The following is a 26,259-nucleotide window of genomic DNA, read 5'->3' as shown; positions in this document are numbered from 1 at the left end:
CCGCTACCGCATCTGACTCACCGTTGCGGCTGGATCGCCCGGTTTTACTGGCGTCAAAGCACCGTCGGCGACGGCCGGGGTGGACGGTTGCTGACGCTCGGTTTCATCACGGAGGAAATCGATGATCGACTGCGCGGATTGCTCGTCCAGGCGCAGATTGGGCATCGGGATTCGCTCGAACTGTTCGTACAGTTGCAGGGCAATCGGGTCTTTTTCCGCGAGCAGGCGATCCGGTTCGCGAATCCAGCGGTTCAGCCATTTCGGATCTCGATTACGCGTTACACCAATCAGATCCGGGCCGATGCTGCGCATGCCAAGGCCCTGGCCATCCATTGGGCCGAGGCTGTGGCAGGAGGCGCAGCGGGTGCGGAACAGTTCTTCGCCATTGCTCGGCGGACGAATGTCCGGGGCATTGGCGTAGCTTTCTTCGATGCTCGGCTGCTTCCAGTTCTGCAAGGTGTTGGCCAGTTGATCGGCGAGGATCCACGGGTTTTCGAACGGCGAAGCTTTCATCCAGCGCCCGGTGCTCTGGTTACCGACGATCAGGCTGAGGTTGTGGTCCTTGTTGCGGCCGTTGTCGACGCCTTCGATAAACAGCCCGAGTTTTTTGCGCAGGTCGGTGACGTCTTCGAACTCGCCGGTGAGAAACCTCCAGCCGGGGCCGACTTTGAAGCGCTGCGAATAGGCCTTGAGCACTTCGGGCGTATCACTGAGCGGATCGATGCTGATCGAGTAGAAAAAGATGTCTTGGCCGACCCGATCACCGAGCAGTTTTTGCACCTGGCGCAGGCGCGCGGTTTCCAAGGGGCAGGAATCGCTGCACGAAGTGAAGATGAAGTTGATCACCACCACTTTGTCTTTGATCAGGTCATCGAAGAAATGCACCTGCTGACCGTCCTGATCGGTCAGCAAGGTGTTGGGGAAATAGTCGCCACCCCACGGGGTGGCGGATTCTCTCGCCGCTGGTGGCTCGCCGACGCTGGCCTGATGCGCCAGCAGCACACGGCTGGCGAGCACACAGACCACCAGCATCAGCACCAGGTGCATGCCCAGCGCCCGGGAGCGCGGGGTATGCACAGGTTGGCTGTCACCGTGGCGGCGGTTCATGGCTTGACCACCACTTGTGGGCCCATGCCGTCACCGTTGCGGAAGGTTGGCAGCGCGGCGGAGTTGACGTAGCGCACACCGTCCCAGCTTGGCAGCGGGGTTGGCATCAGTTGCAGTTGCCCGGGCTTCTCAAGGTCCCAACGCAGCAGCATCGAGTTGTCTTCATGCTGGGTGTTGTGACAGTGCTCCATGTACGTCCCGGCGAACTCGCGGAAGTTGATCGCCATCTCGACGCTGTCCAGGCCATCCGCTTCCGAGCCGATGCGATAGACGTCTTTGCGCGCCCACTTTTCCCACTCTGGGGGTGCCTTGCCGCCGCGACTGAGGATGATCCCCTCTTCGAAGTGCACGTGCACCGGATGACTCCAGCCCTTGCCGCCGGCCTTGATGTTCCACACTTCGAGGGTGCCGAACCCGGTGACACCGGCGTCGGTCGGGCCGCTGGACAATTGGGTCGAGGCATTGAGTCGGCGTGGGTCCATGTGGAAGCCGAAACCGCCGTCAGTCTTGACCGTCCAAGGCGCTTCATCGGTGCCGTCGGAACGGCCGAAGGTGAAGGTGCGGTGGCGAGCCTTGGCCAGCAAGGCTTTATCGGCGGCGTTGTCGCGATGGAGTTTCAACGGGATCATCACTAGCCCTTCCGCCTTGCCCGGTTTCGCCGGTTCGTAGGCTGCCGGGTTCATCGCCAGATCCTGGCCGGTGTAAGCCTTGACGTTGAGCTGCAAGACCTTGCCCACCGCCGGATCGCCCTTGTCCCACTGCGGCCCTTTGCTGGTCTGCTTGATCACCGCCAGGTATTTCTCCGACAGGATGTCGCCCAACGGAATGACCTCTTTGGGTCCCTTGCCGTCGTCGTGGGCCTGCAGGTTGACGAAGAACAGCTTGTCCCCCGGTTTGATGCCGTTTTTCGAGAAGTTGACGATGATGTCGAAGCGCTCGGCGATGCCCTGGGTCGGCAGGATCGCGTTGTGGTTCTGTTTATCGCCGTCGGCGTCGAGGTCCATGCTGCCGTCGAACGGTACGCTGTGTTCCATGATGTTGCCGTCGTTGGCAATCATGTGGAACGGCACGCGGCTGTAGGTCACGCCGGAGTTTTTCGGCCCCTGGAACTCGCCACCGCTGCCTTTGATTTCGCGCACCAGCGCCAGTTTGAAGTAGCGCGACACCGAGCCGTTGAGGATGCGGAAGCGATAGCTGCGTGCGCGTACATCGAGGGTCGGTTTCCACTGCCAGTTGACCAGAACCTGGTCACCGAGGAAGCCGTCGGTGTTGAACGGGTTGAACCACAACTGACCTTCCTGATCCCAGGCCTTGTCGGCGAACACCAGGTTGACGTCGTAGTCGCGGTTGCCCCACGGCAAGGCGCTGCCGCTGGGCAGACGCAGGTTGACGCCGTCGTTCACCGACTCGTTACCGCGATCCAGGGCGCTGTAGTAGTTCATCATCGCCGCGTTGCCCTTGTAGACGTTCTGCGCGGTGAAATCGAGCATGTGGTCGTGGAACCAGTGGGTGCTCATGGTCTCGCGCCAGTCGCCGCGGATCTTGATGGTGCCGTTGTCGCAGGTCTTCTTCGCCGGTGCGAGGTCGTTGACCCACAGGGTTTCGCCCGGTGCGCAGGGGAACGCCGCGCGCGGGTCTTCGGCCTTGGTGTTGATGCTGTCGTAACCGGCGAGCTGGATCGGCCAGCGATAGTCGTAAAACTGCCCCGGGAAGAAGAACGCGTTGGCATAGCCGTCGCTTTCCGCTGGCGCGTGGCCGTTGTGCTCGTGGGTGCTGATGGTGTGCAGGCCAAAACCACGGTTGGCCGACGGATCGATCGGCAAGCCGTTGTAGTGGCGCATCATTACCGGTTGGCCGTAGCGCACCATCAACAGTTTCGGCGGCAGCGTGCCGTCGAAGGTCCACACTGCGTTGTGGTTTTGCACGGGCATGGCCGGGTGGAAACGCGGATCGACGCCTTTGGCGGTGCCATCGGTCGCCGGTACGCCAACGACGTTGTGGTACAGGCCACCGGGGCCGAACTCGCCCACGGCGTAATGGTGCATTTGCACGTTGTCACGCAAGCCACCATTGAGGCGCGCACCGGTTTGCGCGGTTTTGTAGGCGACTTGCGGGTAGAACTCGTTCCAGCGCTGGTGCGCCCAGCCTTTTCCTGGCGGCCGACCTTCAGCGGAGGAGCCGATGTGCCGGTTGAGGAACACTTCGATCTGCGCCTGCCACGGGTTGCGGTCGACCACGTTAGAGAATTGGCTGGGGAATGGCGTCAGCCCCGGTTGTCGCAGGAATGCATCCAGCGCAGTGCCGGGAGGCGCGCTGCGGGCGACATTATTCGGGTCCTGCGCGGGGGCCGGGCCAATCGCCGCCGGCGGAAATGGCAGTGGCGCGGCCGGGGTGGTCGGGTCGAGTTTTTCCGGGCCAAACTCTTCGAACAGGGTCAACTGCTGGGTGAACGGCTGCGCGCCATAGAGCGGGCTCGGCTTGCCGTTGGTGGGGTAGTTGAAACTGGTCTGCACGGACGGTGGCAGGACGTTTTCGATACGCGTTTCAGCGCGATTGCCTTTGACGCCGTCGGGCAAGTCGAAGGAATCTTCGTTGGCCTCGGGCATGGTCAGGATGGCGTTGAGCGCCGTCGGTTCGTCTGCCGGCTCGTCGTAGTACGCCGACGGGTCGGAGGTTTCTGGCTGTCGTTCGTCATCGATCGGACTGGCGCGAACGCCGGCCATGGTGCCGAGGGTCAACATCAGAAAGACACTCAGAGGCGTCAGCAGAAAGGTATTGCTTGGGTTACGAGTTGTTCTGTCCATCACCAGCCGCCTCATCAAGGAAGGGGTGATGGTGTTTTGCAACTAGTGCGCCAAGAAATTATTTCCAGTTGTAACAGGGACTTGGGGATGCTGTGGGTTTCCCCACTCCCCGGTGACCGGGGCTTGACACCCAGTGATGGGGGAAGTTCATAAATTTTTGCGGCGTTTATAAACTTGCGTACCAACTGACGAAGGCTCGGGCCGCGTTGATCGTTCCCCCGCTCTGCGTGGGAACGATCAAGATCAAAAGATCGCAGCCTTCGGCAGCTCCTACAGGGGGAATGTGTGAATCAGGGGACGAGTTGGAAGGCCAGACGAACGGTGGTGCCCTCGCCTTCGCGGCTGTCGAGGGTCACGCCGCCGCCGAAGCGTTCCATGATGCGTTTGACCAGCACCAGGCCGACACCGAGGCCACCGGACTTGGTGGTGAAAAACGGCCGGAACGCCATGGTGCGTTGCTCTTCATTCATGCCTTTGCCAGTGTCGCTGAGCACCACGCACACGCCACGCTCTTCGCTCGGTTCCAGGCTGACGGTCAGTGTGCCGCCCTTGTCCATCGCCTCCAGCGCATTGGCCAGAAGGCTGTTGAGGATCTGCGTCAGTTGTACCGGCTGACTGAGCACCATCGGCGTGTGTTGCGGATGAAACACCACCTGCACGCCCGCCTTGGCGATCTGCTGTTCAAAAGCGACGAGGCTTTCGTGCAGCGTCGCCACCAGGTTCACCGGTTCCGGATCATCGTTGAGCGGGCGCAACGATTGCAGCAGCTCGCGCACCCATTTCGACATGCGGTCAACCTGGCCGATGATGTCCTTGATGTTCTTCTCGGCCGGGCCGGCATCGAACTCCAGCGCCAGTTCGGCGCTGGAACGGATGGTCGCCAGCGGATTGCGCAAACTGTGCGCCACCGCAGAAGACATCTCGCCCAGTGCGACAAAGGTTTCATTGGCGATCAGTTGTTTTTGCTGGGCGGCGAGCAGAATCGCCGCACGTCGCACGATCCAGTACAGGCCCAGATAAATCAGCCCGCCGCCCAGTGCGGTGGCCAGCCAGATCAGGGTCAAGCCGCGTTCCATGCGTGCGATCAGGTCTTTCGGTTCCTTGTAGATCTCGACCATCGCCGTGACATTCTTGCCCTCGGCGTCGAACAGCGGAATGTAGTTCTCGATGAAGATGTAATCCGGCGGGATGACGAACTTCTGCTCCTCACGGGCCTTGTCGACGTCGTGGTAACTGGCCGACACCGGAATCTTTTCGTTGAAGGCACGATCGAGGTCTTCGTCGGCATGAATGCTGGTACCGATGAGCACCGGGTTGGTCGACCAGATTACCTGACGGTCGGGGGCATAAATGTTGGCGAGGATCACGTCCGGCAGGTGTTCGATGTGATCGAGAAACTCACCCCGCGCGCCCGCCCGGGCCTGCGGATCGACATCGGGAAAATCCTTGTCCTGACGTGGATCGAGCAATTCGCCCATCGTACGGATGTTGGGGATGGACACATGGCGCACTTCAGCCGAAGCGATGGCCTGGATGAACTGCGCCGTGAGCAAGGCATCGCGCTGCACGCTTTCTTCAATCACGAACCGCGTCGACACCGCGCCAAGCGCGATGGCCACGGTACCAATCACCGCCATGCTGATCAGCGAAAACCAGCGCAGCAGGTTGAACGACTGCTTGCGCGAGCTCAAGCGCAGATTGCCCTCCTCGACCGGAAGCGATTTCGACTGCATGTTCATGGCGGCGACTTCTCTATACGTCCCTATAGGGTTATAGCCCACCGTTGGGTGTTTGCCCGGTTGCGGGGATATCGCCCCGATAAGACCGCCCAAACCACCACAAATCCCTGTGGGAGCGAGCTTGCTCGCGAAGGCGGCAGGTCAATCGACATTTTCGTCACAGGAAGTCCGCTTTCGCGAGCAGGCTCGCTCCCACAGTGGCCTGTTTCGCTCACCTGTTTTGTGTTCGTCGAAGAAACTTGTGGGAGCGAGCCTGCTCGCGATGGCGGTGGGTCAGCTGACATTTTTGTTAAAGGGAGACCGCTATCGCGAGCAGGCTCACTCCTACAAGGATATGTGTTCGGCAGGCCATGAGTGTTCATCCCCACCGTCCCCAATCCTGGGGAATGACGCCCTTTCCCCGCTGACCAAAAACCTGACCCTTCTGCGCGTCAAGCCCTCTATCCCGGCCCTCTCCCGCCCATCCACCACACCTTGGCATGGAAGGTGTACAGGCCCTGTGCAACTGACCCATCCCCAAGGGGCAGGTACTTCGATAGAGGGATTAACTCATGCACCCTTTACTGTCCAAAACCGCGACCGTCCTGGTCGTGAGCGCCTTGGCCCAGGGCATTGCTCAGGCCGCTTTGTTCGCTGTTGATCCGGGGCCGTACGCACCGGCCACTGGTGGTTTCGCCAGTTGGTATCAGGACACCCACGGTCGCACCCTGGACCTGTGCCTGTCCAAAGCGCTCAGCTCCCGCGTGCCCAGCACCCCCGGTGCGCCTTCGTACATGTGCTCGCTGCTGCCGGCGCCCGGCATATTCGATGACGCTCAACCGCTGGCCTTCCCCAGCAACTTCCCCGACGAGGCGTTCTGGTTCACCGCTGACGGCACGATTGTCGACGCCGCGCGCGGCATCAACCTTTCCTACGGCTCGGCGATCGAAGCCGCGTTCAGTGGCGGTGACCCGGCGGAAGGCGATCAGATCAGCTTCGCGCGGATCCGCATCCGGGTCGATATTCCTACGGCCGGCACCTACGTCATCACCCACCCGTATGGCGTCGAAGTGTTCAACATCGACACGCCCGGCCGCCGCGCGATCAACATGACCCGCGACATTGGCATCGGCACACCGAAAACCTACGACGGCGCGCTCAAGGGCGACGTCGGACCGTTCCTGCGCAGCCTCAACGGGCCTTACACCGAAACCAATCCGGTGACTGGCTCGGCAGAGCAATTTGTCGGTGATCCGAACCTTGAAGAAGCCGTGACCGGCAGTCCGTTCAACACCAACTTCATCCGCATCGAAGGCCCCAACGGCCTCGATCTGCGCACGACGATATTTGCCGTCTCCGGCAAGTTGTCGGCGGTCGTTCGACCCACACCAATGATCACCCAACGCAGCACCTACTCGCGCAAAGCGGGGACCAGCGCGCCGGTCGCCCAGCAAGACGTGTTCGTCCTCGCACCACCAGCGCCCGGCACCGTCGCCGTGACCAGTTTCACCCCGGTGCTGAACATGACCGAAGCCAACTCCACCGGCGCCTGGTACGCGCAATCGTCGGCCAACCCGACCGTGCCGAGCGTCCTGCAAGTGACCGCCGACAACCACCTGGCCATCGCCAGCAGCACGCCGACCACCCTGCCCATGACCCTGACCGACCTGGTGGTGATCCAGAGCGCGCAATACAGCCTGAGCTCCGGACAACTCACCGTGGTGGCCTCGACCAGTGACGAAACCTCGCCCCCCGTACTCACCGCCACCTCCGGCAGCGGCGCCGCCATCGGTGCGCTGAGCGGCGATGGCGCGGTGAAAACCCTGGCCACCGGCATCTCGCCGATACCACCGGCCAAGGTGCGCGTGACGTCGTCCAACGGCGGCAGCGACACCGAAGAAGTGGTCATCGTGCAATGAACGCTCACATGCCCAGATCCGCATCAGGAGGCATCATGAACAAGTGGCCACGCTTTGCGCTCAACGCGCTCGGGCTCGCTCTCTCGCTGACCGGCAGTGCCTATGCGCAACTCGCCGCCGTCGACCCCGGCCCCTACACCTTCGCCACCGGGAAATTCCCGATGTGGTATCAGGACAACAATCTGCTGTCGATGGAACTGTGCCAGTCACGCGCCGCCAGTTCGCGGGTAGCGGTCAGCACGCCACCGGCCTACATGTGCACCCTGCTGCCGGAACCGGGCGTCTTCGACGACACCCTGCCGATGGTGTTCCCCGACAACTGGCCGCCGGAAGCCTTCTGGTTTCTCGCCGAAACCAACATCCCCAACAATGGCGCCGGCTACGGCATGGACGCCTATGTCGCGGGGATAGAAGCAGCGTTTTCCTCGGATAATCCCGTGGACGGCGATCAAATAGCTTTCGCGCGAATTCGCATCCGGGTGAACGTTCCCGTAGCCGGCACATACACCATCACCCACCCGTATGGCGTCGAAACGGTCAACGTCACCACCCCCGGGCGCCGTGCGATCAACATCACCAAGGACATCGGCATCGGCGCGCCGGGCAACTTCAGCGGCGCATTGACCGGTGCCATTGGCCCGTTCCTGCGCAGCGTCAACGGCCCTTACACCGAAGTGAATCCTGACAGCGGCGGTGTCGAAACTTTCGTCGGTGATCCGAACCTCACCGAGGCGGTAACGGGCAGCCCGTTCGACACCAACTTCGTACGCATCGTCGGGCCATCCGCTGCAGGTACGATTCAAACCAGCCTGTTTACCGTCGCCGGCAAAGTGCTCGACAACCGTCAGCAAACCGCTGTCGAACTCGACCGCGCCACCTATCGCCGCACCTCGACGGGGGTGCGTGCCGAGGTGTTCGCCAAGGCAGACAGCAGCTCGACCCTGTGCTTCCGCGAAACCGTGGCGCTGCTGCCCGGCCCACCGCCAACGCCGTGCCAAACCAGCCTGGCGGGTGACAACACCGGTTTGTTCTTTGGCCAACGCCTGGGGACTGGTGCCGTACCACCGGTGGTGGTCGTGACCGCGACCAACCCGGCCGGGACCACCCGTCCAACGTCGGTGTCGGCCAAGCTCACCGACGTGGTGAAAGTGCAGACTGCGCGCTACAACTGGGCCAACAAAACCTTGTTGATCGAAGCGACATCGACCGATGAAGTGGCGATCCCGGACATGGTTGCGCAAGGCTACGGACGCCTGTCGAAAACCGGCACCCTGCAGCGCATCACCGTCGCCGACCTGACCCAGCCACCGGCCACCGTGACGGTGAAGTCCGCCGCTGGAGGTAGTGATACCGAGCCCGTTGTCGTGGTCGGTACCGCACCGGATACCGGTGAAAACCAGGCGCCAATCAGCAACGCCGACACCGGCAGCACCAGCTTCGGCGTGCCGATCACCCTCAGCCTGCTGACCAACGACAGCGATCCCGACGGCAACAATCCGCTGAGCATCACTGCGTTGACCCAACCGGCAGCCGGCCAAGGCACCGTCGCCCTCAGCGGCACTGCCGCCGTGGTCTACACCCCGCCAGCCGTGGTCAACACGCCACTGACCACCACCTTCACCTACAAGGCGCAGGACGCCAAAGGCCTGGCCTCGGCCAACCCGGCCACCGTGACGATCACCGTCGCGCCGAACCGGCCACCGACCGCCGTCGCCGACAGCGTCGCCACGTTGGGTGTGGCAATCCCGATCAACGTACTGGCCAACGACACCGACCCGGAAGGCAACGTACCGCTGGGCGTCGCCAGCCTGACCCAACCGGCCGCCGGCCGTGGCACGGTCAGCACTGACGGCACGGTAATCACCTACACCCCACCGGCCACCGTGACCACAGCATTCACCACGACCTTCACCTACATCGCCCGGGACAGCTTCGGCGCCCTGTCGACGCCGGCCACGGTCACCGTGCAAGTGTCGCCACGGCCAGCGGCAGAGACCTTCACCATCACCACCTCGACGGTGCAGGCCCGCTCGGGCGGACGCTTCAACTGGGACTTCGCCGGCACCTCGTCGGTGACCACCGGCAACACCATCACCGTGCAGGTCACCACCCCGACCGGGCTGGTCACCCTCGGCACCACCACCGTACCGGTCACCGGTCGCTGGCGGCTGACGCTGAACAACACGCTGGTGGTGCCATCGGCCAACCCGACCGCGACGATCCGTTCATCCCAGGGCACCGTGCGCACGGTCTCGGTGACCACGCTGTAAGCCTGATCCCCAGCCACTCGCGGGTGGCTGGGGCTGAATTGAAACCGGTTAACGCCTGACAGGATGTGAGCCATGAACACGCCGATCGCCGCCCTGCTTTGCCTGCTTCTGCTGTGCAGCACGGCAGGCGTGCGCGCCGACGACCTGATGGACAACGACGACCTGGCCCCGACCAGCAGCGACCTCGGCGAACTGCCCCCACCGGTGGGTCAGCAAGCCCTGATCGACCAGCTCGGCCAGGCCAACGTCGCCCTGCTGCAACAGAACGGTCAGTCGCTGCTCGGGCAGATCGTGCAGTCGGGCAGCAATCAGGAGGCGTACATCCTGCAACAGGGCAGCGACCTGATGGCGCTGATCAACCAGAACGGTTCCGGCAACGCCGCCTCGATCACTCAGAACGGCAGCCACAACCGCGCGCAGATTTCGCAAAACGGCAACAACAACGACGCCAGCATCGAGCAGGCCGGCACGGGGCTGCAAAGCGCCGTGACCCAGTCGGGCAACGGCATGAGCGTTTCGGTCAAGCAATACCGCTAAGCACTGCAAATCATCGGAGAGTTCAATCATGTTCAAACTGACGCCCCTCACCGCCGCCCTGCTGGTCATGATCAGTGCCCAGGCCATGGCCGACGACAGCCTGTCCAACCAAAGCCAGGTCGGCACCGCCAACATCGCCGACGTGAAACAGACCCAGGCTCCGTTCAGCACCGCCACCCAGACCCAACTGGGCCAGGGCAACGACGCCGCCGCCGTGCAAGACCACGCCACCAGCGTGATCACCCAGGACGCGGTCGGCGATTACAACGCCGGTTACGCCGAACAACTTTACGAAGACAACGCCACCATCACCCAGCAACAGGTCGGTGCCTTCAACACCGCCCACGCCAGCCAGTCGCTGGGCTTCGGCGCACCGAACAGCGCGCTGCAACAGCAGCAAGGCACGGGCAACTTCTCGTTCATCTATCAGGATTCGCAGAACGGCAGCGAAGGCAAAACCTTCCAGTTCGGCGACAGCAACGAAGCCAACATCGAACAACTCTATGAAGGCAGCGGCAACAGCTCGGTGATCACCCAATACGGCACCGCCAACTACGGCACCGCCGAACAAGTCACCCACAACGGCGGGCAGATCGGCATCAACCAAGCCGGCGAAAGCAACTACGCCTACGGCGACCAACGCAACGGCACCGGCGGCAACATCACCATCAACCAGTTCGGCAACCTCAACGGCAGCGAAATCTGGCAAGACTCGCAACTGGCCAGCCAAGCCACCGTCAACCAATACGGCGACAGCAACGAAACCGTGGTCGACCAAAGCTTCGGCGCAAACAACACCGCCGCCGTCACCCAGGTCGGCAACACCAATGCGATCTACGCCGACCAGTTTGAATCGGTCAACTCGACCCTGGCGCTGTATCAAGTCGGCAACGGCAACGTCCACTACACCTACCAGAGCGGCGACGGCCACACGCTCAGCGCCACCTCCGTGGGCAACGACAACAAGGTCTACGCCAGCAACTGGAAAGGCCCGCAATCGGGTGGCCAGTTCGGCAGCAACCAGCGTGCGACCGTCACCCAAGCGGGCAATGGCAACATCGCCAGCTTCACTCAGGATGGCGTTGGGCATGTGATGACAACGCATCAGACCGGGACGGGCAACAAGACCACGGTCAGTCAGGCTGAGTCGTATAACGAGCTGTATTTTGATCAGAACGGTAGCGACAACATTTTGATCTCCGATCAACGCGGCACGGGCAACCTGGTGCAGGGTTCTTCGAATGGCACCGGCAACAGTGCTGAGTTTGATCAGTCCGGGTCTGGCAACCAGGCATATACCGCGCAGTTGTATGGCAGTGACAACATGATCACGGTTAAGCAGGCAGATACGATGAACGTGGCGTACGTGACCCAGGGCGGGACGGGGAACATTGCCAATGTCGATCAGAGTGGGGTTACGCAGACGGCGAATATTCAGCAGTTTGGGTCGGCTAACCAGGCGACGGTGTTGCAGCAGTAGGGGTTGGGTGTTGGAAAACCGTGACCTGCTGAGGGTCGCGGTTTTTTTTGCGCTGACGCTTGAGTTGCGTCCTACGGAAAACGGAACGTTTTCAGAAATTCGGGGAGTTTTCTGACAAGTTCTGGCGGTTGGCCGTCGGAAGTACAGGCTCTAGGATTTGCCGGGACAACTTGATCCTCATGGAGCTTGGCCTACATGCAATTCATCCAGACAGCGACGACAGCGATACCGTTAACGAATAGACTTCGAGGCACCAAACCCGGAGGTTCTATGATCGACCCGTCCTTGATCGACCCACTGTGCCCGGTTGTTTCGGATCTTGATCCCGAGGAGCAGGCTGCGAGTTATGACCGTTGGTTTCGGGCCGAAGTACAGGCCTCTCTCGATGATCCGCGTCCGAGTATTCCCCATGAGCAAGTGATGGAGGAAATCAATGCCTTGATGGAATCAATGCGCAAAAGCGCTGATGCAGATTAAGTGGCGACCCAAGGCTCGGGTCGAACTCTCGAAAATCCTGAATTACATTGGCGAGCGAAATTTTGTAGCGGCGACCGCACTTCACAAGTCCGTCGTAAAAACTACATCTGCGCTTTGTTGGCATCCACACCTGTATCGCAAGGGCCGCTCTCCCGGCACTCGAGAGATTGTGGTAAGCCCGAACTATCTCGTCGTTCATCAAGTGGCGGACCAAATTGAGATTGTGAGCATCTTGCATGCGCGTCAGGAGTACCCTCGACGCGACCCCGGTTAAGATCGCTTCCTCGTCTCAACACAAGCAACCGTGCTTCCCGTGGAGGTACGGTTTTTTTGATCGTTCCCACGCTCTGCGTGGGAATGCCTCTCGGGACGCTCCGCGTTCCAACTCGCGAATTTGACGCAGAGCGTCAAGGGCTGCATTCCTTTGCTGCGCGTGGGAACGATCAATCAGCCATCCTTCAGCTCGACGTGATCCAGCGCTTGATTCACCGCCAGTTCGCCCAGCATGACGACTTGTGCGATGCCCAGTGCTGTCTTGCGGTGTGAAGTTTCCAGCGAGGCGGCGAAGTTGATCAGCATTTCGCTGGCCGAGCCGAGGGTTTCGCTGGCGTTGGCCAGCAGGGATTCGGTGTTGTACCTGGGGTTGGCGAGGTACATGGGTTCCGGCTCGTTGGTGCTGGACATGATGTGAGGTGTGGGGTTGAGGTAAAAATCGAGGGCACGGTCGGCGGCTTCGTGGAGTTTTTTGCTGTCGACTGAGGCGTAGGGGGATGTGATGTTGGTGTCTGGTTCTGGGGGTTGGGTGTTGGTTTTTTCATGGTTACTTACCCTGTATGACGGTTATAGCTGGCCCCCATTCGGTTTCCAAGCGAATAGGTGGCAGCTGTACGCAGGTTGGAAACCCGGGACAGAGGCAACCCGGCAGACACAAGGTCTCCCACGCACAGCCGCCATAACAAAGTGCACACAGTGAGGTGCGCAAGGATACGTTATGAATGGCGCTTGTGCGCTCTGTAGTTACTCGGGTTTCCACGCCCGGTCGCTGAATTGACAGCGACGAACACAGGCTAGAGACCGGACGTCCGACGGACAACCTGAAAACATTGTGGGAAGGTTCCGCCGATTCAGACACTTCTTTAAACACACTTCAGATCGCAGCCCTCACCCTAGCCCTCTCCCGGAGGGAGAGGGGACTGACCGAGTGGTTTGGTAGAAGTACGCCGACGTGCGATACCGCGTTGAACTCAGGTTTTGAAAGGCCCACCATCGGCTCCCTCTCCTTCGGGAGAGGGCTGGGGTGAGGGGCGAATCCAACACAAAACCAAACCCGAACACCGCTTGGCCCTTAACCACTCAATAGGCCGAGTGTCAGCTCGCCTGCTTTTGATCTTGATCCACGGGCGACGTCGGAAGGCTGAGTGGAGGGATTGATCCGGGCGTGGGAGCGCAGCGACCGTTTGGCGCAGCCAAACACAGCGAGAGGAGGTGCAGCGAAGCAAACCGTAGGCGCTGCGCCCGGATCGATCCCGCAGCGAAGGAACCCCGAGCCCCAGCGAGCGGGCCGCACGCAGGAGCAAGCCTTTTGGGTTACCTTTTCGGCGTTTGGAAAAGGTGACCCGCCGTCAGGGCGGAACCCTAAGCCGCCGTTACCGCAGAAACGGATATGTACTCAGTCAAAAAGAACCCCGCCGCCTGACAAAAAGCCTTCGCGAGCAGGCTCGCTCCCACAGTGGGCACTGGGTACATCTGCAAGAACCTGGTCGGCCCAAAGGCCGCCACGTTCACTCCGCCTCAGGATCAACCTTGTTCTGAGTCAAATACCGATTCAACACATCATCCTGCCCGGGCGTAGAAGCGTCCCCCGCCACTTGCCACAAATGCCGCTCAATCCCCTGCGCCACCATATGCCCCACCGCCGCCTCAATCGCCGACAGAACACACAACTGCGCCGGCTCATTCGTCGTATACCCCACCTCAGCCTCAAGCAACTTTTTAAACTCGATAAACTTGAAAATCCCGGCGCTACGCGCCACCGAATAAATCGTCTTGCTGGTCATCACATTCGCCAACACCTGCCCACTGCGCACATCCACCGCACGCAAATTCACCGTCACCTGATCCACCCGATACTCACGCTGCAAATCAATGCCCAGATACCGCGCCCCCTCCCCACCGCTACGCACATTGGTGTCATAAGCGATGATCCCGCCCTCAAGCATCATGTTCGCCGCCTGCAACGGCGGCAGCTCACCCTGAATATTCACCGGCGTATTCGGCTTCTTCTGCGACGCGCGAATGATCTTGCGTTCGGTCAACAGGTTCTGCAGCCCTTCCCGCTCCAGCACCACAAACCAGCCACTGGCCTGCATCGCGTCCATCAACATCGACGCCGCACCCTGAGTCACACTGGTGGAAAACGAACTCGCCGGCGTCGGCTTGTACTGCCCGGTCTGGTCACGGAAGCCGTACACCACCGCCATCAACCGGCCCTTGGGCCGCGGCATCTTCAGCAAGTCGTAGTAAGTCGAGGCCCTTGGAGTCAGGGTCGGGGTTTCGGTGTCCTGCTCGGCCGACATCGGCTCACGCAGACTGCACCCTTGTAATGTCGCCAACAGCAGCCCTAACGCGATGATCTTTTTCATGTCCGTTCTCCCCGGAACCGTCAGCCCGTCACGGGTTGAGGCCGTTCACCTGAATTTCCGAAACCTCACCGGTCGCTCGATCGGTCACTTCAATGCTCAGTGCCCCGGAGTCGTCGATGACGTTGACGATAAAAGAGTCAGTGGACAGGCTCCCCGCGTTGCCGGTGGAGATGTTGTCCAGCAACTGCCCTAGCAGCCGTGATTGCAATTGACTGGTGAAGCGCTCCAGCGCCGACGTGCCGGCCACGGTCGAACGGCTCTTGAGGTCCGGGTCGTCGTAATCGTTTTGCGCCTGCGCGTTGTTGAGTAGCCAGGTGCCGTTCAACGGGTTGCCGCCGAACGACGGGTTGACCGGTGTGTAGACCAGTTCAGTGGCCTGGACAGCGGTAGCGCTGGCGAGCCCGATCAACAACCCCGAGATCCAGAATCCGCTGCGCCGTGAGAACGTTGTGCTGTTCATAGTTCGTCCTTCTCAAGGTCGGTGGTGTCCTGCAACAGAGCCTCCAGCTTGCGCTGGACAACCTGGCGTCGAACCCAGTCGGCGGCCGCGTAGGCCTCGTCCTTCAGTTCCACGGTGTTCGGCGGCAGGAAGCGCCGATAAACCAGGCGTTGCTGATATTCCACGGTCACCAGGCTGCCCCAGCGCGCGTCGGGCCGTTCGCGCACCACCAGGTTGAAATCCATCGGGCTGGTGTCGCGCAGGCGTTCACTGAACGAGTAGTAAAAGTCGTGGCCGATGTGCGAGATCGTGTCGTCGACGATGAAGCCCATCATTTCGTCTTCTTCACCGGCCTGGGCGCAGCCCGCCACCACGGTGAGGACCAACGCGCACCACCATTGGCGAGTCATGGCTGCAACGCCTGTGGCAGATTCGACTGGCCTTTCGCCGGGCCATTGGTGCCGTCGAGGAAGGCTTTTTCAGCCACGAACTGCCAGTCCGAATAACGCTGCATGCCTTCGAAATCCGACCACTGCGACGGGAAGCCCGCCTGCTTCAACGGCAGCTCGGTCGACGGGCTGTTGAGGCCGGTGATGCGTCCATCGAAACCGCGTTGCACTGCCCATTCACCCTGACCGATCGGGTCCGGATAAAGCTGACGCAAATGATGTTTCGCTTCTGGAAAACGCTGATCGTCGAGCAGATCGACCAACTCTTTCGGGTACTGCGCCAACCCCGGTGAACTGCGGTAGTAGCTGCGCAACGCCTGGGCGTACTGAGTACCGACCCAGAGCAACTGGCGTTCACGGTCGCGACGCGAAGCGGTCGACCACAACTCGCCGGCACTGGCCAGGCCCATGCCCATCACCACGATCAGGAACAGCACGCCCAGGTAGGTGAAACCACCCTGCTGCGCGCGGTTACCACTCGGAATACTGGCTGCCATCACGCGCCCTCCCGGTAGCACCGCTTTTGATGTCGGCCACACCACCGGCAACGCCGTCCGGTGGCGCGATCAGCACCCACTGGTCTTTGCGTTCGGTAATCGGATCGAGTGGCGCGTTGCGCAGGTAACGTTGTTCGATCAGTTGCTCGATGGAATCCGGATACCGCCCGGTGTCGCCGTAAAAGTGATCCAGCGCCTCGCGCATCGCCGACAGGCTCTGGCGCAAGGTGGTTTCCTTCGACGCTTCAAGGCTGTTGAAGTAGCGCGGCAAGGCGATGGTCATCAGCGTGGCGATGATCGCCATCACCACCATCAACTCCAGCAAGGTAAAACCTTTTTCCCGGCGCATGAGGTTCACCACTCGCGGTAGGCGATGCCGTTGAGGCCCTTGCCCCGGGCGTGGGAGTAGACGTCAAAGACGTCCTCGCCATCGCGCGGGTTCTGAGCCGAACTGTCGTAGGCGCGCACGCCCCAACCCCCTTCGTCATCCCGTTTGGCCGGCACCAGCGGATCGCGCGGGATGCGGCGTAAAAAGTAGAACTTGGCGCCCTTCGCACTGCGCACATCGCGCACGCCTTCGACCAGCACTTTCAGGTTCGGCGGGTAGCCGCTGCTGTTCAGCGACTTCTCGATGTACCCGGCATCGAAGGCGCGTTTGTAGGCGTCGATGCCATCGCGAATCTGGTACAGCGCGTTGCGCAATTCCTGCTCCTTGCCACGCCGCACCAGGGTCTCGGTCAGCGGCGCGGCCATGCTCGCCAACAGGCCGATCAAGGCCAGCGTCACCACGACTTCGATCAGGGTGAAACCGCGTTGGGAGGTGTTCATGGTCAAGGCTTCTCGACAGTGACGCGGGTGGTCGCCACGGCCGAATCACCGACGGCACGCGGCTGCGCGGCAGGCGACGGCATCACGTAACTCTGCGAACGATCCGGGGCCTGGATGTGCATGCTGGTTTCGGTACCGGTGGAGAACTCCATGTCCGACGGGCTCTGGTACGGCAGGTTGCGCACGATCCGTGGGGTGATCGACAGCACCAGTTCCGATTTGCCGATGGTGTCTTTGTTGCTGCCGAACAAGCGGCCGAGTCCGGGAATGTCACCGAGGCCGGGAATCTTGTTGCCGGTGGCGCCGTGGTCGTTGCGCACCAGTCCGGCGAGAATCTGCGTTTCGCCGTCGTGCAGGCGCAGCGAGGTCTGCGCGTTGCGGGTATCGACCTGCACCGGGATCGTGCCTTGGCGGGTCGGTTCCAGCGGCGTGGCGTTACTCACTTCCAGGGCAATCTTGATCGCCACTTCGTTGTTCAGGTGCACAGTGGGCGTCACTTCGAGCTTCAGACCGACATCCAGATAGGTCACGCTTTCGGTGATCACCGGCCCCTGTGTCGACGGCACCGAGGTGGCGCTGATGATCGGTACACGCTGACCAATGTGAATGCGCGCCTGCTCACGGTTGCTGACGCGAATCACGGGACTTGCGAGGGTGTTGATGTCGTTGTCCTGCGCGTTGATCTTGGCTTGCGGCGAAGGGCCGATGGAGATGCGGTCAGAGTTGATGCCCTTGAGCTGGCCCAACAGGGTGACCGGTGAACCATCGGAGTTGACCACGCCGAAGGTGCTCGGCCATTGCAGGCCGAGGTCGAGAATGCGCTGGGTGGCGACTTCCATCACCTCCACTTCAAGCACCACTTCCGGGTTGGACTGGTCTTGCGATTGCAGCAGTTTCTCGGCCATGCGCACGGCGTCTTCGGTGTCGCGCATGGTCAGGGTGTTGAGGCGTTCGTCGACGAACACGTCGCGGGTCTTGAGCATGGTTTTGACCATGTTCAGCGCGGTGTTGGCGTCGATGCTGGTCAAGTAGAAGGTGCGCATCACCAGTTCCTGGTAATCCTTCACTTTCTGCGGCGAGTCCGGGTAGATCAGCAAGGTGTTTTCGTTCACCACTTTCTGGTGCAACTGGTTCTGTTGCAGCAGCAGGGTCACCGCGTCTTCGATGCGCACGTCACGCACGAAAATCGTCGCTTTCATGTCCGGGCGCAGGTCTTTGTCGAAGATAAAATTCAGCCCGGCGACCTGCGACAGCACTTCAAAAATGGTCTTGAGGTTGGCGTCGCGAAACTCCAGGGTCACTGGCCGATCAAGCTTGGTGCGCAGTTGCGGATAGGCAATCACGTTGCGGCTCTGCACCAGGCGAATGTTGCCTTGCAGCTCCAGCGCACCTTCATTGGCCGGGTCGAGTTCGAGGATCTGTTTGACCTGACGATCAGCGCCGTAGATGTCGCCGCGACGCAGGTCACCACGGGCCAGCTCGAGTTTCTCGTCCATGCTGCGCAGGTATTCCATCTGCTTCAGGGCATCCTGCGCGCGGCGGTTGTTCGGCTCGATGGTCAGCACACGCATGTAGGCGGTGCGCGCCGAGGTAAAATCGCGACGCGCGCGGTCGGTGTCGCCGGCCGTCAGCAACGACGTGATCGCCTTGGCCCGACCGGTGTTGAGCAGCAGGTGCAATTCGGTGTCGCGCGGATTTTCGCGCAGGCCTTCTTCGATCCGGGCCAGCCCCGCCTCGTACTGACCCTGTTCAATCAGGTCGGCGGCTTCCTTGTTGGCCACCTGCGCAGTGCTGCACGCGGCCAGCCCGGCACACAGACCGAGGCTCATCAGCAAACGGGAACGGTTCATTGCGTACTCCCCACAGACAAGGTCTGCGACAAATGCAAAGGCAGGTAAACCAGGCTCAATTCCAGATCGGAAATGCCGGTGATCTTCCAGGTGTCGTCGATCACATCCCCGTTGCGCACGACGTAGATCTTTTCGCCGTTCTGCAAAAACACTTGCAGGTCGCTGCGGTCGTGCAGCCTGCCGACGAACTGAAACGGCACCGGTGGCAGGCTCGGGGCTTGCACCACTGTGGCCGGGTTGATCGCTTGTTCGGTGACCGTGGCCAGGGTTGGCGCGGCCTTCCAGGATTTCGCCGCGAACAGATCGCCGGCCGGGCTCAGGTCCCTGATCGGTGCCTCTTTGGCCTTGGCGGTGCTGGCCGGCAGCGCGCCCCGGGTTTTCCCCGGCGTGGCGACGGCTACTGCGTTGGAATCGGCGTCCACGGTTGGCGAGAAATATTCCGGCAACCACGCCAGCGCGGCCGCCACAGCGAAGAACGCTAGCCACCCTGTCACGCGCTTGGTATTCATCACGACCTCGACAGGTAAAGGGTCATACGGATCCGGCCATTGAGGTCGGTGTCGCCAATCTTCTTGCGTTGCAGCTCAAGGTCTTCCACCACCACCGCTGGCAACTGACCGAGCAAGGCGTGCACGAAGCGGCGCAGTTGCGGGTAGCTGCCGCGCACTGGCAAGAGGATCTGATAGCGCGCCAGATGGGTTTTCGGATCGACGCCGAGGGCATATTCACCGCGCGCCAGGGTGATGTGCTCCTGCGCTGCGAGGGCGTAGATGCGGTCGATGGCGACGGTGGCTTGCGGCTGCGCCGGCAGTTTGTTGCGGAAGTCGTCGAGCTGACGCTGCGGCACCACCGGTGGCGCGATGCTGCCGTCTTCAACCTTGGCCAGGTACTCGGTGGCTTCCTGAGTCTGCTGGCTCAAGTGCTGCAACGATTGCCAGCCCGGCAGCAAACCACCGAGTGCCCAAGCCACCGCGATCAGCAGCAACGCCAGCCCGGCCAGGCCCGGAATGCCGAGGCCTTGCAGGTATTCGTGGACGATCAGCCTAGGGATTCGCATCGCCTATCTCCCAAGTCGCCGACAGGTTGAATTGCACCGGTTGTTCCGGCGATTTGACGACGATCTCGTGGCTCAACAGCGAGACGTCGGACAGTTCGTCGCTGGCTTCCAGACGTTTGTGGAAGTCGAGCATCGCTTGCAGATCCCGCGCTTCGGCGCTGATCCGTACCTGACCTTTGCGCGCATCCGGGGTCAGGCTGAGCAGTGCGACGTCATCACGTGGCATCGCTTCGAGCATGGCGAACAGGCGTTCCCATGGGCGGCGCAGTTGCTGCGAGACCTTGCGCATCTCGGCGAGATTCGCCGCTTGCTCACGGGTTTCCGCCGGGCTCAGGGTGGACTTGGCACCGCTGTCACCGGTGAGCTGGCGCTGGGTGGTTTGCAGGTGGCCTTGTTGCTGCTCGGTGTGCGCGTCGAGGTGCTGTTGCACGCCGAAGCACAGCAGCGCCAGCAGCACGCCGCCGCCGAGCAAACTCCAACCCAACGGGCCGGAACGCGGCCGTGGCTGAAAATCCAGATTCAGGGCGCGCATCTCAGGCCACCGCCCGGGACATGACGTACAAGCCGTCACGCACGGTCATCGCGTCGTCTTCAAGGGTGCGCAGTTGCACCCCCGCCACGTCCGGATGCGCATCAAGGCGCGCCGGCGCATGCAGATAAACGTTGAAGGCGCGTTCACTGGTCGAAGCTTGCAGCTGCCGTTCGCGACCGATCAGGGCATTCAACGCGGCATCGCTGTCGCTGCCGCCCACCGAACGCACGCCGGCCCAGCGCCCTTCCCTGGCCAGCAACAACACGCTGCGCTGCGGCTCGGCGACGACGAAGAGGAAGTCGCCGGCATCGAGACTTTTGTCGAAGCGGTTGAACGCCGCCATCAGGTACGGCTGCACAGAGCGCAGGCGCAGACCGCGACCACTGACCAGCGTGCGCAGGCGTTCGAGCAAGTCTTGCGGCAAGGCGCTGGCGATGCGGTCGTAACCGGCCGGTTCGGCGGATAGCACCAGACTCCAGGCTTGGCTTGGCGCGCCGAACAGGTCTTCGAAACACAGTTGGGCGAAACCACGCAGTTCTTCAGGGCTGCTGATCTGCGCGCTCCACGGCACCAGGCAGAAGCGGCTGAAGTGCCCGGAGATGACCACGCTCAGTTCGGCGCCGGCGCCGGCGTGTTCACCGAGCAGGCGGTCGAGGGTGTCCAGCGCCACCGCGTAGCTCTGGAAGCCTTCGTCGATGTAACCGACGCTGCCCCGCCACAGGGTGTCGCTGCCGCGCCGCTGACCGAGGCCAACACCGCTGGCGCCGAGCACGGCGACAAAACGCTCACGCGATAAATGTGACACGGTTGATCTCCTCCAGCGTGGTGCGACCTTGCTCCACCAGCTCCAGCGCCGATTCGCGCAGCAGGCGCAAACCACGGGCGCAGGCCAGGGCTTTGATTTTTTTGATCGGTTGGCGCTCGACGATCATCTGGCGCAGCTCGTCGTCGAGGTGCAGCAACTCGGCAATCGCCGTGCGCCCGCGATAACCGCTGCCCCGGCAATGGCCGCAGCCCTTGCCGTGGACGAAGTGGTAATGATCGACTTTCTGCGGATCGAGGCCCGAGGCGCGCAGCTCTTCATCGCTCGGATTGACCGGCGCGCTGCAACTGGCGCACACCAGCCGGATCAGGCGCTGGGCGAGAATCGCGTTGAGCGCCGAAACCAGGCTGTAGGGGTCGATTTCCATTTGCGTGAAACGGCCAATCACGTCGAAGACGTTGTTGGCGTGGATGGTGGTGAACACCAGGTGACCGGTGAGTGCCGATTGCACGGCGATCTGCGCGGTGTCCGGATCACGGATTTCGCCGACCATGATCTTGTCCGGATCGTGGCGCAGGATCGAGCGCAGGCCCCGGGCGAAGGTCAGGCCTTTTTTCTCGTTGACCGGGATTTGCAGCACCCCCGGCAATTGATATTCGACCGGGTCTTCGATGGTGATGATCTTGTCCACGCCGTGGTTGATCTCAGTGATCATCGCGTACAGCGTGGTGGTCTTGCCGCTGCCGGTCGGGCCGGTGACCAGCACCATGCCGTAGGGTTCGGCGGCGAGGCGGCGCAACTGGCGCAGGGTTTCGTCTTCAAAGCCCAGCGCCTGCAACTGCACACCGCAGACCTTGTCGGCGAGGTCCTGTTTGTCGAGCACCCGCAGCACCGCGTCTTCGCCGAAAATGCTCGGCATGATCGACACGCGGAAGTCGATCTGGCGGCCGCTGATACCGATCTTGAAGCGGCCATCCTGTGGCACGCGTTTCTCGCCGATGTCCAGTTCAGCCATGACCTTGACCCGCGAGATCACTTGTTCGGAGAACTCCGCACCCTGGACTTTGCTGATGTTATTGAGCACGCCGTCGATGCGGTACTTGATCACCAGACCATTGCCGGTGGTGCCGAGGTGGATGTCGCTGGCGTGCATTTTCAGCGCGTCGTAGAGGGTCGAGTTGACCAGTTTCACCACGCTGCTGGCGTCTTCGCTGATGCTGGTCAGCGACAGACTTTGCAGGGTGTCGATTTCGTGGTGAGTGTCGCCCTGAGCGTTCAGCGATTCGACGGCGTGGAAGCTTTCTTCGTGGCGGGCCAGATAGGCCTTGAGGTCATCGGCGTGCACCAGATGCAGCGGCGCGCCGTGCAGGCATTCGTCGATCCAGGCCAGGCGCGCCGGGTCGAAGGGGTCGGCAAACACGCCGATGACTTCGTCGTTGTGGCGCAGCAGGATGAATTCACGTTTGAGGCATTGTGCGAGGGTGACCCGGTCGAACACCGGCGTCGCGGCAAACAGGCTGTCGGTGTCGAGCACCGGGTAATGCAGGGTGACGCCGAGGGTGTGAATGAACGGCATCGGCGCCAGTTCACAGAGTACGCCGAGGGCTTCTAGGACGCGTTCGCCGGAGGTGGCGGCCCGCGCCCGGGCCTGGGCAAGCTGTTCACTGGAAAAGCGCTCGGGGGCGCATTCGGCCAGCAGCGGTTCGACGACAACGGACAGACGTTCCATGGCTTGCTCTCCAACCGGGGCTTAGAGCCCTGTCGGCGCGGCAAACCTTGGCGGCAAGTGCCGGAACGTCTGTTCGCGCCATTACTCCCCGGTGAGCATTTGATCGTCGTCCGGTGCCATGGCGTGCAACTGTCGTCGCCGATCCGCCAACACCCAACTGCCATCGTACAACTGCAACGGGAAGCTCTCGGTCCTGCTCTGGCGTCGTTCGACAAAACCCTCGGAAGGGCTCGCACCGGGTTTCGCTTCGCGCTTGATCCCAAGAAGGTCGCAGACCGCCCGCGCCAGTTCCGCCAAGGGAAACGGTTTGAACAGGATGTGGCTGACCCCCAGTTGCCGCGCCCGCTCACAGACTTCAGCGGTCGGGTGACCCGTTATCAGCACAAAATGGCACGTCCTGTTCTGGCGGACCGCGTCGAGCACCTCAAAGCCTTCCATATCGGGCAAGCGGTAATCGAACACCAGCACGTCGGGGGCAAAGGTTTCGGCCAAACCGATAGCCGTCGCTCCGTCATGTGCAATCGCGACGTCCAGCCCCTGCGCCGACAGATAATCCTGAAGGTTCTGTGCAAGCAGCTGTTCGTCTTCGACAACCAGTACTTTGTTAACCAAGGTCGACTCCTTGAAACAGCAGGTCCGATGACCCCGCCCTGAGAGTGCGCCTTACCATCGGTAACGCACACTTCATGCCAGGCTGAGTGCCGGTAATTTTATGTCTTCATGTCCTTGAAATTAATGACAATGCCCGCTCGTCCCGGTACCCCGTTCCCCAGAAACGGGGAAGCACCTGAATGGGCATCGAAGCCATTCCCCACTATTGGGGGGGAACCTTCAGTCGTCGTCAATTCGTTCGATCCTGTTCTGCCCCCGTAATTGCGCGAGCACTTGGCGACGAGCCTGGGTCTGTTGCTGTCGGGCGAGCTGTGCCCTGACTGTATCCAGCCCATGCAAATCTGGGACATCGGCGGCCTCCAAGTGGTTCTGCAAATAAATCACATGCCAGCCGAACGGTGAACGCACCGGATCGCTGGCGAAACTCGCCCCACTGACAATCGAGGCGCGCATTTGCATCAAGCGTAGACGCGCTTGAGCCACTGTGGCTGCATCCGCTTGCGCGGGCACGCGGATCAACAGGTGGCGGGGTTGCAAGGTATTGGCCCGTATCAACTCGGCGAACATCTGCTGCGCCGCCAGTTCGCGGCGGGTGTACTCGGTGAAGGACGCCTCATCGAAACCGGCATCCTGCAAGCGACGGACAAATTTATCCGCGCCGCCGATGGCCAGGCGGGTTTGCTCGATCTGCTGACGCAGCGCTTGCTCGTCGATCTGTCGGCCACGCTTCTGCGATTCCTGCCACAGCAGTTCTTTGTCGATCAGCATTTGCAACGCCGCCTGCCGCAGTTCCTTATAGGCCTTGGGACTGCGAATGCTGGTTACCGCGCGGCCCTGATCTTCCAGGTATTCGGCGAAGAAACGCTCGAAGCGAAACCCGGAGATTTCATCGCCGTTGACCCGCGCCACGGCCGGTTCGTTGTTGGCCCACGCCTGCGGCAGCCAACAGGTCAGCAGCAAGATCAGCGTTGTGCGTTTCATGATCGGGCCCTCCGTTCAGGGGCTGGCAACAATCGGTTTATAAGGCGCGACCAGATAGAAACGCTGATCGGGCAAATCCACGGTAACCACATGCGCGCCGCTCAAACCCAGGCGTCGGCCGGGGCCGAAACTCAGGCGCGGGGTCAGGCCGGTGTCGAAGTCGTGCAGGCCTTCCAGCGCCGCCACCAGTTTTTCCCGGCTGGCATCACGGCCAGCCTGTTTCATGCCTTCGCTGAGCAGCAGCATCGAGGCGTAGGCACCGACTTGCAGCACCGCGTGCTGGGCGCCGAGGCCTTGGCCTTCGCGCAACAAGGTCAGGGCCATGCGCCCGGCCTGAGTCCAGTCGCTGGGCACAAATGGATAGGCGAGAAACACCCGCCGGGTGAAACCGTCGGGGACTTGCAGCAGATCGCCGGCCACCTGGCTTGAGGCGGCGAACAGGTAAGGCACTTGCCCAGCGCTTTGCAGCCGCGTTGCCAGACGACTGAAGCCGCCGCCATTGCCCAGATAAAACACTGAACGCGAACCCAGCGGCAGCGCATCCGCCGCCGGGTCATAGGCTTGCAGATGGACTTTCTGCCAGCCGTGTTCCTGCAAGTACTGACCGAGGTTTTGCGCGGCCAGTGTTTGTACCGGGTCGTCGGGATAGGCGATCAGCGTCGGCCCTTGCAGCACGCGCAAACTGGCCGTGGCGTAATCGGCCAGCGCGATCAACTGCTCGCGCAATCCCGGCAACGGCTCGAAAATCTGTGGACTGGCCTGCAGGGTGCCGAGGATCGACATCGGCCCGATCAGCGGCACCCCGGCCTGTTCCAGACGCGGCCCCAGTTCGCTGTCGAGAGCCGGTGCCAGCGGTGCGATCAGGGCGAACACCTGCTCCTGCTCGATCAACTGCTGCAAGGCTTGCTCTGCACTGGCGCGGTCCGGGCCGGGATCGATCACCGTCAACCGCAACTGCCGGCCGTGAATGCCACCGGCCTGATTGATCCGCGCGACACTGCCGTTGAGCACCGCCGCAACGGTCTTACCCTCCTCGGCCAGCGGCCCTTGGCTGGGCAGTAAGGTGCCGAGGTGCAAGGTCTCGGCGTCGAGGCCGGGGTCGCGTTCGTCGGCGAGGCGTTTGAGATAGGCGCTGAGGTTGCGCTGATCCTTCATCGACAGAAGAAAGCGCGGCATGCTCGGGTCGAGGCGGTTGTGGCCGGGGTCGCGGCCCTGCTCAATGGCAGTGGCGAGAGTGCTTTCGCTGTAGGCCGGATAACTGCGGCCGTTGACCTGTTGCTGGCCGTACGTGCTGGTCAGTCGCGCCCAATTCAATTCGGATGGACGCACGCCGCCCTCAGGTCGACCGAGGCCGTCGGCGCCATGGCAATTGGCGCACGGCAGGCTGGTCGCCGGCAGCAACACGTCCGCCGCACCCACCCGCGCCATGATCGCCTCGCCACTGGCCGACAGACCCTGGCGGTACAGACGCTTGCCCGCGCCTTCTTCCGGGGTCAGCGGCGCAGCGCCCGCGCCAAGGCTGACGCCAGCGAGCAGGATCAGGGCGAGTACGCGGCAGCGTTTCATGG

24 protein-coding genes and 1 pseudogene are annotated in these 26,259 nt (G+C 61.8%); 6 read left to right on the top strand and 19 right to left on the bottom strand.

Going from position 1 to position 26,259, the window contains the following annotated elements; all coding sequences use genetic code 11:
* Window positions 1–3: 3 nt before the first annotated feature.
* The 3 genes from VY732_RS10835 to VY732_RS10825 all read right to left on the bottom strand — a co-directional run bounded on the left by VY732_RS10835 (window position 4) and on the right by VY732_RS10825 (window position 5,650).
* A complete protein-coding gene (locus VY732_RS10835) occupies window positions 4–1,107 on the bottom strand; it encodes an SCO family protein (protein WP_331695378.1) in 1,104 nt (367 codons plus the stop codon).
* A complete protein-coding gene (locus tag VY732_RS10830; protein ID WP_331695377.1) occupies window positions 1,104–3,911 on the bottom strand; it encodes a multicopper oxidase domain-containing protein in 2,808 nt (935 codons plus the stop codon). Before VY732_RS10830 ends, VY732_RS10835 begins: the two co-directional genes overlap by 4 nt.
* 290 nt (window positions 3,912–4,201) lie before the next feature.
* Entirely contained in the window at window positions 4,202–5,650 is a 1,449-nt protein-coding gene (locus VY732_RS10825; protein WP_331695376.1) for an ATP-binding protein, read from the bottom strand.
* 551 nt (window positions 5,651–6,201) lie between these two features.
* On the opposite strand from VY732_RS10825, the gene VY732_RS10820 reads away from it, so the two are divergent.
* The 6 genes from VY732_RS10820 (at window position 6,202) to VY732_RS10795 (ending at window position 12,586) form a co-directional block, all read left to right on the top strand.
* Window positions 6,202–7,548, top strand: a complete 1,347-nt coding sequence (locus tag VY732_RS10820) for a hypothetical protein (protein WP_331695375.1) — start codon at window positions 6,202–6,204, stop codon at window positions 7,546–7,548.
* A gap of 35 nt (window positions 7,549–7,583) precedes the next feature.
* Window positions 7,584–9,818: an Ig-like domain-containing protein gene (locus VY732_RS10815; RefSeq protein ID WP_331695374.1), complete on the top strand. Its 2,235-nt coding sequence runs from the start codon at window positions 7,584–7,586 to the stop codon at window positions 9,816–9,818.
* A 72-nt stretch (window positions 9,819–9,890) separates the two neighbouring features.
* Window positions 9,891–10,355 (top strand): curlin, encoded by a 465-nt coding sequence (locus VY732_RS10810; protein ID WP_077572090.1) that lies wholly within the window; start codon window positions 9,891–9,893, stop codon window positions 10,353–10,355.
* Between the two features lie 28 nt (window positions 10,356–10,383).
* Window positions 10,384–11,835: a curlin gene (locus VY732_RS10805; protein ID WP_077572089.1), complete on the top strand. Its 1,452-nt coding sequence runs from the start codon at window positions 10,384–10,386 to the stop codon at window positions 11,833–11,835.
* A gap of 270 nt (window positions 11,836–12,105) precedes the next feature.
* Entirely contained in the window at window positions 12,106–12,312 is a 207-nt protein-coding gene (gene relB, locus VY732_RS10800; protein WP_034152589.1) for a type II toxin-antitoxin system RelB family antitoxin, read from the top strand.
* Window positions 12,302–12,586 (top strand): type II toxin-antitoxin system RelE/ParE family toxin, encoded by a 285-nt coding sequence (locus VY732_RS10795; RefSeq protein ID WP_331695373.1) that lies wholly within the window; start codon window positions 12,302–12,304, stop codon window positions 12,584–12,586. Before relB ends, VY732_RS10795 begins: the two co-directional genes overlap by 11 nt.
* A gap of 173 nt (window positions 12,587–12,759) precedes the next feature.
* Here VY732_RS10795 and VY732_RS10790 read toward each other — a convergent pair.
* The 16 genes and pseudogenes from VY732_RS10790 to VY732_RS10715 all read right to left on the bottom strand — a co-directional run bounded on the left by VY732_RS10790 (window position 12,760) and on the right by VY732_RS10715 (window position 26,257).
* Window positions 12,760–13,130: pseudogene (locus tag VY732_RS10790) on the bottom strand (DUF6124 family protein).
* A gap of 963 nt (window positions 13,131–14,093) precedes the next feature.
* Window positions 14,094–14,954 carry a CsgG/HfaB family protein gene (locus tag VY732_RS10785; protein WP_077572085.1) on the bottom strand — a complete coding sequence of 287 codons (861 nt, stop codon included), beginning with the start codon at window positions 14,952–14,954 and terminating at the stop codon, window positions 14,094–14,096.
* A gap of 28 nt (window positions 14,955–14,982) precedes the next feature.
* Window positions 14,983–15,414: a curli assembly protein CsgF gene (locus tag VY732_RS10780; RefSeq protein ID WP_077572084.1), complete on the bottom strand. Its 432-nt coding sequence runs from the start codon at window positions 15,412–15,414 to the stop codon at window positions 14,983–14,985.
* The gene (gene csgE / locus VY732_RS10775) at window positions 15,411–15,803 is read right to left on the bottom strand and encodes a curli production assembly/transport protein CsgE (protein WP_077572083.1); all 393 of its coding nucleotides are present in this window, start codon (window positions 15,801–15,803) and stop codon (window positions 15,411–15,413) included. Before csgE ends, VY732_RS10780 begins: the two co-directional genes overlap by 4 nt.
* A complete protein-coding gene (locus tag VY732_RS10770; protein WP_077572082.1) occupies window positions 15,800–16,339 on the bottom strand; it encodes a type II secretion system protein in 540 nt (179 codons plus the stop codon). Before VY732_RS10770 ends, csgE begins: the two co-directional genes overlap by 4 nt.
* Entirely contained in the window at window positions 16,314–16,688 is a 375-nt protein-coding gene (locus tag VY732_RS10765; RefSeq protein ID WP_007919395.1) for a type II secretion system protein, read from the bottom strand. The genes VY732_RS10770 and VY732_RS10765 overlap by 26 nt, the downstream gene beginning before the upstream one ends.
* Window positions 16,689–16,693: 5 nt before the next feature.
* Window positions 16,694–17,167 carry a type II secretion system protein gene (locus VY732_RS10760; RefSeq protein ID WP_077572081.1) on the bottom strand — a complete coding sequence of 158 codons (474 nt, stop codon included), beginning with the start codon at window positions 17,165–17,167 and terminating at the stop codon, window positions 16,694–16,696.
* 2 nt (window positions 17,168–17,169) lie between these two features.
* Window positions 17,170–19,017, bottom strand: coding sequence for a secretin N-terminal domain-containing protein (locus VY732_RS10755; protein ID WP_077572080.1), 1,848 nt, complete (start codon window positions 19,015–19,017; stop codon window positions 17,170–17,172).
* A complete protein-coding gene (locus tag VY732_RS10750) occupies window positions 19,014–19,526 on the bottom strand; it encodes a hypothetical protein (protein WP_077572079.1) in 513 nt (170 codons plus the stop codon). The genes VY732_RS10755 and VY732_RS10750 overlap by 4 nt, the downstream gene beginning before the upstream one ends.
* On the bottom strand, window positions 19,526–20,074 hold the full coding sequence (locus VY732_RS10745; RefSeq protein WP_212622496.1) for a GspMb/PilO family protein: 549 nt from the start codon (window positions 20,072–20,074) through the stop codon (window positions 19,526–19,528). Before VY732_RS10745 ends, VY732_RS10750 begins: the two co-directional genes overlap by 1 nt.
* Complete coding sequence (locus VY732_RS10740; protein ID WP_212622497.1) at window positions 20,061–20,606, bottom strand: PilN domain-containing protein; 546 nt, start codon at window positions 20,604–20,606, stop codon at window positions 20,061–20,063. The genes VY732_RS10745 and VY732_RS10740 overlap by 14 nt, the downstream gene beginning before the upstream one ends.
* A 1-nt stretch (window position 20,607) precedes the next feature.
* Window positions 20,608–21,411, bottom strand: a complete 804-nt coding sequence (locus VY732_RS10735; protein WP_077572077.1) for a hypothetical protein — start codon at window positions 21,409–21,411, stop codon at window positions 20,608–20,610.
* Window positions 21,392–23,098, bottom strand: a complete 1,707-nt coding sequence (locus tag VY732_RS10730; RefSeq protein ID WP_116031134.1) for a GspE/PulE family protein — start codon at window positions 23,096–23,098, stop codon at window positions 21,392–21,394. Before VY732_RS10730 ends, VY732_RS10735 begins: the two co-directional genes overlap by 20 nt.
* An 81-nt stretch (window positions 23,099–23,179) precedes the next feature.
* Window positions 23,180–23,710: a response regulator gene (locus VY732_RS10725; protein ID WP_034152602.1), complete on the bottom strand. Its 531-nt coding sequence runs from the start codon at window positions 23,708–23,710 to the stop codon at window positions 23,180–23,182.
* A gap of 219 nt (window positions 23,711–23,929) precedes the next feature.
* Window positions 23,930–24,691 (bottom strand): peptidylprolyl isomerase, encoded by a 762-nt coding sequence (locus tag VY732_RS10720; RefSeq protein WP_331695372.1) that lies wholly within the window; start codon window positions 24,689–24,691, stop codon window positions 23,930–23,932.
* 15 nt (window positions 24,692–24,706) lie between these two features.
* Window positions 24,707–26,257, bottom strand: coding sequence for an ABC transporter substrate-binding protein (locus VY732_RS10715; RefSeq protein WP_331695371.1), 1,551 nt, complete (start codon window positions 26,255–26,257; stop codon window positions 24,707–24,709).
* Window positions 26,258–26,259 lie beyond the last annotated feature (2 nt).

Origin of the sequence: Pseudomonas sp. ZY71 (assembly GCF_036542145.1) — a bacterium.
GTDB lineage: Bacteria > Pseudomonadota > Gammaproteobacteria > Pseudomonadales > Pseudomonadaceae > Aquipseudomonas > Aquipseudomonas koreensis_A.
This window is presented reverse-complemented; position numbering and strand designations above follow the sequence as displayed.

What these genes read in the sequence shown, in the direction of transcription:
- VY732_RS10835 (WP_331695378.1), bottom strand. Translation starts at nt 1,107, where the DNA reads ATGAACCGCCGCCACGGTGACAGCCAACCTGTGCATACCCCGCGCTCC.
- VY732_RS10830 (WP_331695377.1), bottom strand. Translation starts at nt 3,911, where the DNA reads ATGGACAGAACAACTCGTAACCCAAGCAATACCTTTCTGCTGACGCCT.
- VY732_RS10825 (WP_331695376.1), bottom strand. Translation starts at nt 5,650, where the DNA reads ATGAACATGCAGTCGAAATCGCTTCCGGTCGAGGAGGGCAATCTGCGC.
- VY732_RS10820 (WP_331695375.1), top strand. Translation starts at nt 6,202, where the DNA reads ATGCACCCTTTACTGTCCAAAACCGCGACCGTCCTGGTCGTGAGCGCC.
- VY732_RS10815 (WP_331695374.1), top strand. Translation starts at nt 7,584, where the DNA reads ATGAACAAGTGGCCACGCTTTGCGCTCAACGCGCTCGGGCTCGCTCTC.
- VY732_RS10810 (WP_077572090.1), top strand. Translation starts at nt 9,891, where the DNA reads ATGAACACGCCGATCGCCGCCCTGCTTTGCCTGCTTCTGCTGTGCAGC.
- VY732_RS10805 (WP_077572089.1), top strand. Translation starts at nt 10,384, where the DNA reads ATGTTCAAACTGACGCCCCTCACCGCCGCCCTGCTGGTCATGATCAGT.
- relB (WP_034152589.1), top strand. Translation starts at nt 12,106, where the DNA reads ATGATCGACCCGTCCTTGATCGACCCACTGTGCCCGGTTGTTTCGGAT.
- VY732_RS10795 (WP_331695373.1), top strand. Translation starts at nt 12,302, where the DNA reads ATGCAGATTAAGTGGCGACCCAAGGCTCGGGTCGAACTCTCGAAAATC.
- VY732_RS10785 (WP_077572085.1), bottom strand. Translation starts at nt 14,954, where the DNA reads ATGAAAAAGATCATCGCGTTAGGGCTGCTGTTGGCGACATTACAAGGG.
- VY732_RS10780 (WP_077572084.1), bottom strand. Translation starts at nt 15,414, where the DNA reads ATGAACAGCACAACGTTCTCACGGCGCAGCGGATTCTGGATCTCGGGG.
- csgE (WP_077572083.1), bottom strand. Translation starts at nt 15,803, where the DNA reads ATGACTCGCCAATGGTGGTGCGCGTTGGTCCTCACCGTGGTGGCGGGC.
- VY732_RS10770 (WP_077572082.1), bottom strand. Translation starts at nt 16,339, where the DNA reads ATGGCAGCCAGTATTCCGAGTGGTAACCGCGCGCAGCAGGGTGGTTTC.
- VY732_RS10765 (WP_007919395.1), bottom strand. Translation starts at nt 16,688, where the DNA reads ATGCGCCGGGAAAAAGGTTTTACCTTGCTGGAGTTGATGGTGGTGATG.
- VY732_RS10760 (WP_077572081.1), bottom strand. Translation starts at nt 17,167, where the DNA reads ATGAACACCTCCCAACGCGGTTTCACCCTGATCGAAGTCGTGGTGACG.
- VY732_RS10755 (WP_077572080.1), bottom strand. Translation starts at nt 19,017, where the DNA reads ATGAACCGTTCCCGTTTGCTGATGAGCCTCGGTCTGTGTGCCGGGCTG.
- VY732_RS10750 (WP_077572079.1), bottom strand. Translation starts at nt 19,526, where the DNA reads ATGAATACCAAGCGCGTGACAGGGTGGCTAGCGTTCTTCGCTGTGGCG.
- VY732_RS10745 (WP_212622496.1), bottom strand. Translation starts at nt 20,074, where the DNA reads ATGCGAATCCCTAGGCTGATCGTCCACGAATACCTGCAAGGCCTCGGC.
- VY732_RS10740 (WP_212622497.1), bottom strand. Translation starts at nt 20,606, where the DNA reads ATGCGCGCCCTGAATCTGGATTTTCAGCCACGGCCGCGTTCCGGCCCG.
- VY732_RS10730 (WP_116031134.1), bottom strand. Translation starts at nt 23,098, where the DNA reads ATGGAACGTCTGTCCGTTGTCGTCGAACCGCTGCTGGCCGAATGCGCC.
- VY732_RS10720 (WP_331695372.1), bottom strand. Translation starts at nt 24,691, where the DNA reads ATGAAACGCACAACGCTGATCTTGCTGCTGACCTGTTGGCTGCCGCAG.
- VY732_RS10715 (WP_331695371.1), bottom strand. Translation starts at nt 26,257, where the DNA reads ATGAAACGCTGCCGCGTACTCGCCCTGATCCTGCTCGCTGGCGTCAGC.